At 30.4% G+C, this 9,907-nt stretch carries 10 protein-coding genes and 2 pseudogenes; 6 read left to right on the forward strand and 6 right to left on the reverse strand.

The annotated features are described in order from the left end of the window. Window positions 1-17 precede the first annotated feature (17 nt). Window positions 18-1,604, forward strand: a pseudogene (gene abc-f / locus N5D46_RS01660) (ribosomal protection-like ABC-F family protein). 278 nt (window positions 1,605-1,882) lie between these two features. After that, window positions 1,883-2,109 (forward strand): annotated as a pseudogene (locus N5D46_RS01665) (transposase); the annotation flags it as partial. Here the strand turns inward: N5D46_RS01665 and N5D46_RS01670 are convergent. From N5D46_RS01670 to N5D46_RS01680, 3 genes are all read right to left on the reverse strand, one after another. Then, window positions 2,055-2,714 (reverse strand): protein-tyrosine-phosphatase, encoded by a 660-nt coding sequence (locus N5D46_RS01670; RefSeq protein WP_280048995.1) that lies wholly within the window; start codon window positions 2,712-2,714, stop codon window positions 2,055-2,057. The pseudogene N5D46_RS01665 and the gene N5D46_RS01670 sit on opposite strands and share 55 nt — an antisense overlap. Before the next feature lie 15 nt (window positions 2,715-2,729). Next, window positions 2,730-3,194, reverse strand: a complete 465-nt coding sequence (locus N5D46_RS01675; RefSeq protein ID WP_125349012.1) for a DUF6428 family protein — start codon at window positions 3,192-3,194, stop codon at window positions 2,730-2,732. Between the two features lie 77 nt (window positions 3,195-3,271). Continuing rightward, on the reverse strand, window positions 3,272-3,601 hold the full coding sequence (locus N5D46_RS01680; protein ID WP_125349011.1) for a metalloregulator ArsR/SmtB family transcription factor: 330 nt from the start codon (window positions 3,599-3,601) through the stop codon (window positions 3,272-3,274). A gap of 404 nt (window positions 3,602-4,005) precedes the next feature. Between N5D46_RS01680 and N5D46_RS01685 the strand changes: the two genes are divergently transcribed. The 4 genes from N5D46_RS01685 to N5D46_RS01700 are packed head-to-tail and all read left to right on the forward strand — an operon-like array spanning window position 4,006 to window position 7,405. Then, window positions 4,006-5,739, forward strand: coding sequence for a cbb3-type cytochrome c oxidase subunit I (locus N5D46_RS01685; protein ID WP_280048996.1), 1,734 nt, complete (start codon window positions 4,006-4,008; stop codon window positions 5,737-5,739). Beyond that, window positions 5,739-6,728, forward strand: coding sequence for a cbb3-type cytochrome c oxidase subunit II (locus tag N5D46_RS01690; RefSeq protein ID WP_125349009.1), 990 nt, complete (start codon window positions 5,739-5,741; stop codon window positions 6,726-6,728). Before N5D46_RS01685 ends, N5D46_RS01690 begins: the two co-directional genes overlap by 1 nt. A gap of 1 nt (window position 6,729) precedes the next feature. Then, the gene (locus N5D46_RS01695) at window positions 6,730-6,990 is read left to right on the forward strand and encodes a hypothetical protein (protein ID WP_125349008.1); all 261 of its coding nucleotides are present in this window, start codon (window positions 6,730-6,732) and stop codon (window positions 6,988-6,990) included. 34 nt (window positions 6,991-7,024) lie between these two features. After that, window positions 7,025-7,405: a cytochrome C gene (locus N5D46_RS01700; RefSeq protein WP_280048997.1), complete on the forward strand. Its 381-nt coding sequence runs from the start codon at window positions 7,025-7,027 to the stop codon at window positions 7,403-7,405. Here the strand turns inward: N5D46_RS01700 and N5D46_RS01705 are convergent. From N5D46_RS01705 to N5D46_RS01715, 3 genes are all read right to left on the reverse strand, one after another. Next, window positions 7,395-7,997: a Crp/Fnr family transcriptional regulator gene (locus N5D46_RS01705; protein ID WP_280048998.1), complete on the reverse strand. Its 603-nt coding sequence runs from the start codon at window positions 7,995-7,997 to the stop codon at window positions 7,395-7,397. The two genes, N5D46_RS01700 and N5D46_RS01705, sit on opposite strands and share 11 nt — an antisense overlap. A gap of 39 nt (window positions 7,998-8,036) precedes the next feature. Further along, window positions 8,037-8,618 (reverse strand): uracil-DNA glycosylase family protein, encoded by a 582-nt coding sequence (locus N5D46_RS01710; RefSeq protein WP_125349005.1) that lies wholly within the window; start codon window positions 8,616-8,618, stop codon window positions 8,037-8,039. Next, window positions 8,608-9,907: chloride channel protein (locus tag N5D46_RS01715; RefSeq protein ID WP_280049000.1), on the reverse strand; the 1,300-nt coding region annotated here is incomplete at its 5' end. The genes N5D46_RS01710 and N5D46_RS01715, both read right to left, overlap by 11 nt.

Below are 9,907 nucleotides of genomic sequence, written 5' to 3' on the forward strand. Positions count from 1 at the left end.
TTCTAAAGAAAGGAATTATGCTTACTTTACAAAATATTTCATATCTACATCCAAACAAGAATATACTGTTTAGCGACATTAATTTAACAGTACAAAATCAAGAAAAAATTGCTTTAATTGGTAACAACGGAGTAGGAAAATCTACTTTATTGAAAATTATCGCTAAAAAATATCAACCATCAAATGGTCTAATAAACATTGAAACTGAACCTTATTATGTTCCACAAATTTTCGGACAATTCAATCAGTTGACGATCGCTCAAGTACTGAAAATCGAAGATAAATTAAGTGCTTTGAACGAAATCTTAAACGGAAACACAAGTGAAGATAATTTCAATTCACTCGATGATGATTGGACAATCGAAGACCGTTGCAATGAAGCATTAAGTTATTGGCAACTCAACGATTTGGACTTGAATCAAAAAATGGAAACTCTAAGTGGTGGACAAAAAACAAAAGTTTTTTTAGCTGGAATTTCCATTCATCAGCCCGAATTAATTTTATTGGATGAACCTAGCAATCATCTCGATAATGTAAGTCGTCAACTTTTATATGATCTAGTTCTCGATACAAAAAGCACGTTAATCATCGTAAGCCACGACAGAAAACTTCTAAACCTTCTAAATAGTGTTTATGAGTTAAGTAAAAACGGGATTAAAGTTTATGGTGGAAATTACGACTTTTATAAAGCTCAAAAACAGATTGAAAACAATGCCTTGAATCAAGATATTCAAAGCAAAGAAAAAGCATTGCGGAAAGCCAAAGAGAAAGAACGAGATACTTTAGAACGACAACAAAAATTGGATAATCGTGGAAAAAGTAAACAAGAAAAATCAGGTGTTGCTCGAATAATGATGAACACTTTGCGAAATAATGCCGAAAATAGTACATCAAAATTAAAAGGTGTTCATGCAGAAAAAATTAATGGAATTTCTCAAGATTTACAAACGCTTCGCTCCTCTTTATCTCCTTTAGATAAAATGAAATTTGGTTTTGATCATTCAGACTTACATAAAGGAAAAGTTTTATTTACCGCAACTAACGTTAACTTTAGTTATAACGATAAACTGATTTGGAAAAACAACTTAAATTTTGAGATTACAAGTCGCGAACGCATTGCATTAAAAGGAAAAAACGGTTCAGGGAAAACCACGTTGATAAAGCTTATTTTAGGTAAGATAAAACCGCAAAAAGGAACAATTTATCGAGCAGAAAATAAATCCATTTACATTGACCAAGATTATTCGTTACTTAATAATAAACTAAAAGTTTATGAGCAAGCACAACAATTCAATACCTCAGCATTACAAGAACATGAAATCAAGATTCGTTTAAACCGATTTTTATTTTCAAAAGACGACTGAGAGAAACCTTGCTTAATGTTGAGTGGTGGTGAAAGAATGCGTTTATTACTTTGTTGTTTAACAATAAACAGTAAAGCTCCTGACATTATTATTTTGGACGAACCTACCAATAATTTGGATATTCAGAACATTGAAATTTTGACAAAAGCTATAAACGAATATCAAGGAACGCTAATCGTTGTATCACACGACGAAGCATTTTTGGAACAAATAAAAATAGAACGGACGATTGATTTATAAAAAACATAGTAAATAATCAAATTCCTTTCAATGGATTCAAAAGTTACTCAATCCCACATTCGATATATTTTTGGAATTCTTGAAAAAGTTTGAAGAAGAAAAAAATAATGAGTTTATAAAAGCTATATGCATAAAATAATACCTTCATTGTTCACAAGTAATAAGAATGCATTCAATTTTAATCATAGACGATAAAACAAAAATCAGAACACTCCTAGCTCGAATTAGAAGGTTTTGAAATACATCAAGCAGAAAATTTAAAATCAGGGATAAAAAAAATTAAAACACTTACTCCTGAAGTTATTTTATGTGATGTAAAATTACCTGATGGTAATGGTGTTGAGTTTGCAAAAGAAGTCAAAGAACAAATTTTAATTGTAATGGAAGCTTAACGAGCAGAAACTCCATAGCCCAACTTTGTAGAAAATATAGTATAAGTCAATCTCAATTTTATAAGTGGAATAAAGAATTTTTAGAAGCAGGTAAAAAGCGATTATCGGGTGATATAACTCGAGAAAAAACGTAAAACATTTCTGTTGCTATCTGCAAACTTCTTTCTGCATACACTTTTGATTGCTCTGCTGTATGGTCTGAAACTTTAGGATCTTCAAATGTTATCGGTATTCTTTTTTCAGCTCCTGCAATAAACGGACAATCTCCATCTGCTTGCGAACAAGTCATAATAGCTGCGAATGTTCTAGGATTGAATGGATGATCATATTTCTTTGAAAAGCCTATAATTGGAAGTGTATTTTCATCAAACTTAATGGAATAAATCGGATTTGTACTTTCTTCAATTTTGAAAATAGTAAAATCTTGATTCCTTAATGTTTCCACTACTTTCGGGAATAGCGCCGTTTCTTCTGTTCCACCTGAATAACAATATACATTTTGTATGTTGTAAAACGAAGCAGAAACCTGTGCCCAAACTTGTGAAAAATGACTTCGACGTGAATTGTGTGTACAAATAAAGTTGAGATTTACAGCTTGATTATCATTTATTTTCTGTTGAATATAATCTACCAAAGGCTGCAAAACAGCCTTTCTGTCGGTAGATATTCGATCAAAATTTTGAAACTTGATTATGTTTTCTTTTAGTATTGAATACATTGTTTAGTTAGAATTTTAACAACATCCTGAATTTGGTGTGCAACAAGACGATTGAATCTCTGATAATTTCACTTTTGGTTTTTGATTTGGAATACCACATGCATCCTCTGCTAAACAAGCTGTTTGTTTGTTTTTTAAGACAAAGTTTTTACCATTGAATTCTAAATCATATTTCCCAATTGTTTCAGCTTGATACTCTACCTCTATTTCACTGTTCTCGATTCCCAACTGTTTTTCAGAAAGCTCGATGATATGAAGCAATTTATTTGGTTTTAAGCGATGTTCATAATCGTCGGCATTCCATAGTTGGAAATTCACAGCTTTCTCGTTTCGTATTGTTCCTCCACAATCAATAAAATTTTTAGTAATTTGCCCTACTTCTGTTACATGGAAATGTTCTGGTACAAATGTTCCATCTTCTAATTGAAATTCAACATTGTCTAAATTTGGCAATATTTCTTTAATTTGTTCAAGTGTCATATGAATTGAATTTTAAATTTATTTTCTTTTTTATTCATCGTAATATTACGATGTATATAGATAAAAAAAAAATGCCTTTAACAGCATTGTTTAACTTTCACCTCTTGATTAAAGAAAGTGACTAATTCGTTTTGTATCTCATTCCATACTTTTTCTTCAATACAATAACAAACAGACTTTCCTTCTATAGAACCTTGTATAATTCCTATATTTTTTAATTCTTTTAAATGCTGAGAAATAGTTGCTTGTGCTAAGCCCAATTCATCTACCAAATCGTTACAAATACACGCTTTTTGATTGATAATATGTTGTAAAATAGCAATACGAGCCGGATGTCCCAAAACCTTAAACAGCACGGCTAATCTATTTTGTTCTTCTGTAAACATCTCTGTTTTAGTAATTCCCATTTCTCTTTTTATTACATCGCAATATTACGATTTTAAATTTAAAATGTAAAACTTCCTTTCTCTTTTTATTCTTATTATTTTTCAAATGAATTCATATGACCTTCGAGAAATCTTGATGCAAATTAAAGTATTGTAAAAAGTAGATATAAGTATTGAGAATTAAATTTTCAGAAATTAAATTTTAATTTATTGGTTAATATTTTCTACGATAAGACTCTTCTATTTTTCTATTTAATAATAATTCTTCCATAAGGCTTCCTTCTTTTCATAAGATGAATATTAAATAAATAATTTCTGTAAAAGACACAAGTACAATTATTTAACACACCTATGACCACACGCATAAGTCTTGTTACGCTATCCTATGTAAATTAGAAAATCAAAATTATATAAACAGAACTATAATGGATAATTTATTAAATGAACCTGGTCTTCAATTGACTATCTTGTTTTTCTTTATTCCTGTATTTTTTGCTTTGATTCTTATTTTAATTAAAATCAATAGCATTATATCAAATGTGTTAAGAAAAAAAGAATTAAAAAAAATCTATGAAGATTTAAAGAATCTTCAACCAGGAGAAGTGGCGGCTCTTGAAAAACGAAAGATAGAACTTGAGTTTAAACTAATAGGAAACGAACTTTCATTAAATAATTCTGTTGAAGATCCACGTGGATTAGTAGATCAAACAAATGAAATACATGATATTCGTTTTTTACAAACCAAACGAAAAGAAAGAAAAAATATAGTTATTCCTAACAACGAAAAAAAACTTATACTTTGGTTCTTAGGATGTGGTATTTTATGGCTTATTATAGGAACAACCGTAGGAGAGTATTTGGGAATAAAATTTGTCGCACCTGATGCTGATCATGTTAGTTGGTTAAGCTTTGTTCGATTAAGACCCGTACATACGAATATTGTTTTCTGGGGTTGGGCATCTGTTGCTATGGTTGGTTTTTCCTATTATGTTATTCCAAGAGTAGGTAATACAAAAATCTTTAGCTTAAAAATAGCTTATACTTCACTAATTTTGATGAATTCAGCTGTTTTATTAGGAAGTATTTGTTTAATGGTTGGGATAAATAATAGCGGTGGAGAATACAGAGAATATGTTTGGCCAGTTATGCTTCTTTTTGCAATAGGAATTATTATCAGTATTTATAATCATATCCAAACAATATCATCAAGAAAAACAGAAGAAATTTATGTCTCGAATTGGTATATAGTATCTGCAATGATGTTTGTTGTTGTCATATTACTTGTTGCTTATCTTCCGTTTTGGCAAGATGGATTAGGTGAAACCATTACACAAGGTTATTTTATGCATCAAGGTGTTGGTATGTGGTTCATGTTTTTTAATCTTGGATTAATGTATTTTTTCCTTCCACAAGAACTTAATAGCCCAGTGTACTCATATAGTCTAAGTATACTTGCTTTTTGGACTCAAATCTTATTTTACACTCTAATTGGAACTCATCACTTTATATTTAGTGCTATTCCATGGTGGATGCAAACTATTGCAATTGTAGCGAGCGTAGGTATGATAATACCTGTAGCTGCAGGAAGCATTAATTTTATGATGACTATTCGAGGTTCTTGGCACAGATTAAAATTAAGTTATGTACTACCATTTTATGTCGTTTCAATTATTTTCTATTTCACTGGTTCAATGCAAGGAACTGTAGAAGCATTTCGGGTAACTAATCTTGTTTGGCATTTTACCGACTTCACTGTTGCTCATTCTCATTTAACTATGTATGGTATTATCACATTTATGTTATGGTCATTTACTTATACACTTGTACCGAGACTTACTTCTCATGAACCACCAAGTATTACTGTTGGTTTACATTTTTGGTTTGCATTAATAGGTTTACTTGTTTATATTGTTTCGTTGATGATAGGATCTACAGAAAAAGGAATTTTATGGATGGATAAAAAACCGTTTCTTGAAGGTATAATTTTAATGATGCCCTATTGGTTATGGAGGGCTATAGGAGGTACAATGATGTGGATATCTCATTTTATTTTCGCTTATAACTTTTATAGAATGTTAAAACCAAAAAAGGAAATAAAAATACCGCAATCACCAGCTGAACTTTTAGATATTATTAATATAGAAAAAACAACATTATAATGGATTTTTTTAATAATCATAAAAAGCTTTTTCTTTCCGCATTGGCATTTTTTCTTTTTCTAACATTGATTATTTGTATTCTACCTGCACTTAATAATCAGAAAATAAATCGTCCTTTGCCAGGAAGTAATGTCTCTACAGAAGAGGAAGTTCGTGGTAAGCAAATTTATATAAGAGAAGGTTGTGTAGCTTGTCATACACAACAGATCAGAAATGTAGATATGGATCAGGTTTTTGGAGAAAGACCAAGTATTGCTGCAGATTATGCACGAAATAAACGTATTAGCTTTTTTCAGAATACAGCAACACTAATGGGAACAGAGAGAACAGGACCTGATTTAACTAATATTGGTCGTAAGCAACCAAGTTTAGAATGGCAATATTCACATTTATATAATCCAAGATCTGTTGTACCAGAATCTGTAATGCCTTCTTATAAATGGTTATTTAATGTAAAAGATTATTTGGACGAAGGAGAGATAGAAGTAAATGTTCCAGATGAATTTAGAATAGGAATTAAAGGAAAAATTGTTCCTTCAAGAGAAGCAAAAGATTTAGTAGCTTATCTCTTCAGTCTACAACAAGTAAAACTTACAGAAGATGTTGAGCCTGTGAAATTTTTATATAAAAAAGAAAAAAAATCTGAAGGAAATTCAACCGATTCAAATCTTCCTGACGGAGAAGCACTATTTGGAACAAACTGTGCAACTTGTCATCAAACAAATGGAGAAGGTTTACCTGGAGCATTTCCACCATTAAAAGGAAGCCCAATTGTTTTAGGAGAAAATTTAGAACTTTATATTACGATTATCATGAAAGGTTACGATCCAAGACCAGAATATGCTTCTATGCCAGCTGTAGGAGAAAATGCACATTTTACACCAGAAGATGTTACTGCAATTATAAATTATGAGAAAGCAAGCTGGGGAAATAATGGAAAAAAAGTAACAGTAGAAGAAGTGAAAGCTATCATGGACAAAATTAAATAAAATGAAACAGACAAAATATAAAACAATATTATTGTTAGGTTTATATAGCTATGCAAAAGCATGTGATGCCTGTAAACTTCAACAACCAAAAATTACGCAAGATTTTACACATGGAACTGGTCCCGAATCAAATTGGAATTGGTTCATTGTGATCTTGATTACTATAATTACATTATATACATTATTTTATTCGTTTAAATTTCTTATTAAACCTGGCGAAAAAGATAAAAAACATATCAAAAATATTGTTTTAAAATTTTAATAAAAAAGGGATTATGTCAGAAAAAAATATAACTGTGTACTTGTACATTGACAAAGAAGAAAAACCTATTGCAGAATTGGTTCCACCAGTTACGTTCAAGTTAGATACAACTAAATTGACGGATGGAGAACATTTATTAAAAATAGTAAGCAAGTTTGACCAAAAAGAAGGGTTAAAAATTATTCGTTTTACCGTTTCTAATGGGCCAATACTTCATATAGAAGGGCTTTCTGATAATGAAAAAGTGAATGGAGTATTGCCATTAATGATTAATGCTTATGATACAGGAAAAAACCAAAGTTTTATTATAAAAGGAAGCGAAAATCCACGAACAATACCAATTTGGGTTTGGGTTTTTATTATAATATTTATGGCTTGGGCAGCTTTTTATATCATTGAAAATTTTAGTCTTTAGCAATTAAAATTACTTTACCACCTCTTATTTCAAGTTCTCCTTTTTTTTCTAAGAGTTTAATTGTTCGTATGACAGTTTCCACTCTCAATCCTGTTAAATCCCCCAGCTGTTGACGAGATAAATCAATTAAATATTCTGGTTCATTATTTTGGTTATGACTACGCAAATAATCGAATAGTTTTACCAATCTTCTTTCTGGATTTTGCGACGATATTTCGGGGGCCATAATTGACTTATAGTACAAACGACGTGCTAAACTCTTGTTAACTTCTAAAGATACTTCTGGACGCGAATGCAATAGTTTGTAGAATGATACTTTAGAAATTTGTATTATTTTTCCATTCGTCACCGCTATCGCATTAGCAGGGTATGGCTCATCAATAAATAAAGGAGGTTCTCCAAAACTTTGACCTTTAATAAAAAAATTCTGTATAAATTCTTTACCTTCTTCAGAAAAATTATTCATTTTAACTTTACCTTCTATTATTTGATAATAATAAATAGGAAAATGTCCAATTTCTAAAATAATTTCTCCTCTTTTTAGATTTCTAATTTCTCCTCCAAATTGGATTAATAAATCTTGATTAATCATAGCATAAATTAAATAATCAATATACCCAAAAGTACTTATTTATAAAATATTTTTAACTCTATTTTTTAATTCAGGTAACACATTTTCTTTGAACCATGGGTTTTTATTCATCCAAATAAAATTTCGTGGTGACGGATGAGGCAAAGGAAAATAATCAGGCAAATAATCGTTAAAATTTAAAATGTTTTCAGTAATATTTTTGTTCATTTTATTCTTCAAATAATATTTTTGGGAATACTGACCAATTAATAAAATCAGCTGTATTTCTTTCATTTCATCTAATAAACTAGTATGCCATAGAGGTGCACATTCTTTTCTTGGAGGTAAATCTCCAGATTTCCCTTTTCCCGGATAACAAAATCCTATGGGTAATAATGCAAAAAGTTCGGGATTATAAAATTGATCTACTGTTACATTTAACCATTTACGCAATTCATTTCCGCTTGCATCGTTCCAAGGTACACCTGTCTCATGAACTCTTAAACCTGGAGCTTGCCCAATAATAGCAATTTTAGACATAGGATTTGCTTGTACAATAGGATTTGCACCTAATGGCAAAAAAGGTTCGCAGACTTTACATGCACGAACTTCCTCTATTAATTTATCAAAATTATTTGTCATTTTTTAATATTAATGTATAAACAGTATAAGGATATATTTTTTTTGATAAAAGATAACTAATAAAAGTTAATACAACAATCGGGAACCATAAAACGTAAGAATTAAAAATTCCGAAAGTTAAAAATATGGCTGTAAATGGAGCATGTAAAGTCGCAGCTACTGTAAATGCTACACCCAATATTATAAAGTTCAAAACAATTACATCAGGCATAAAATATACTTTAGTTAAAACACCTACAAGCAAACCCAAGCATGCACCTGCAAAAATACTCGGAGCAAAAACACCGCCGTCACCTCCCAGTTTTAAAGTAAATCCAGTTGTAAACGGCTTTATAATTACAAGAAATAATGCAAGTAGAGCAAATTCTACAACATAATTTGTTTCTTTGGTTAACTCAGCAATAGTATGATAACCAGACCCATATAATTCGGGTAAAAAATATAAAACGATTCCCAACAATATAGAACCTATTAGTAATTGAAGTATGGGTTGGTTTTCAAATAATAAAATACGCTTTGAATAGGTGACTATTCGCGTCATGTATACACCATAAATACTTGTTGAACCACATAAAATAATGAAAAATGGTATTGCTTCATAATGCCATTCTTTTACACGCTGACTAAGATCTATCAAAGGATGAGCATTCATCAAAAATAGAATAATAGTTGAAAATGTAACACTAAGAATGTGTGTAAACCAAAAAACGTTGCTTTTTTGTTTCCCTATCGTTTCATAGGAAAAGAAGATTCCTGCCAACGGACTACAAAATAAAATAGTGACCCCGCTCGCAATTGCAGCTCCCATAAATTCTTTACGATATTTTTTGAAAATGACATCTTTTCGGGAAGCCATATCACCCAAAGTAGCTGTAGCAACAACAGTGGAAACTTCGATTCCTGTTGTTCCTCCAAAAATAACGGTAAGAAATCCATTAAAAAAATGTGAAAAAACTTTATAAGAAGGAATCTTTTTTTGAGAGCGTAGAGCTTCCAATACTTCAGTAATACCTTTATTTTTCTTTTTATTAAAAACAAACTGGCGCAAAAAATAAATCAATGTTAATCCTATAAATGGAAAAATAACAAAGAATAAATTATTTTTTTTTGCTTTATCTAAAAGTAAATGCTCATATTGTTCTACTAAATTTTTAAACATTAAGGTAAGCAAACCTACAGAAACTCCGACTAAAATAGAACAAAGAACTATTCTACTCCATTTAACCCATCGATAGTTTTTTTTTGATACATGATTTTTAAAATTCATACATGTAAAAGGAGAAGCATTG

It is taken from the genome of Empedobacter sp. GD03865, from assembly GCF_029840775.1.
In the GTDB taxonomy this organism is placed as follows: domain Bacteria; phylum Bacteroidota; class Bacteroidia; order Flavobacteriales; family Weeksellaceae; genus Empedobacter; species Empedobacter falsenii_B.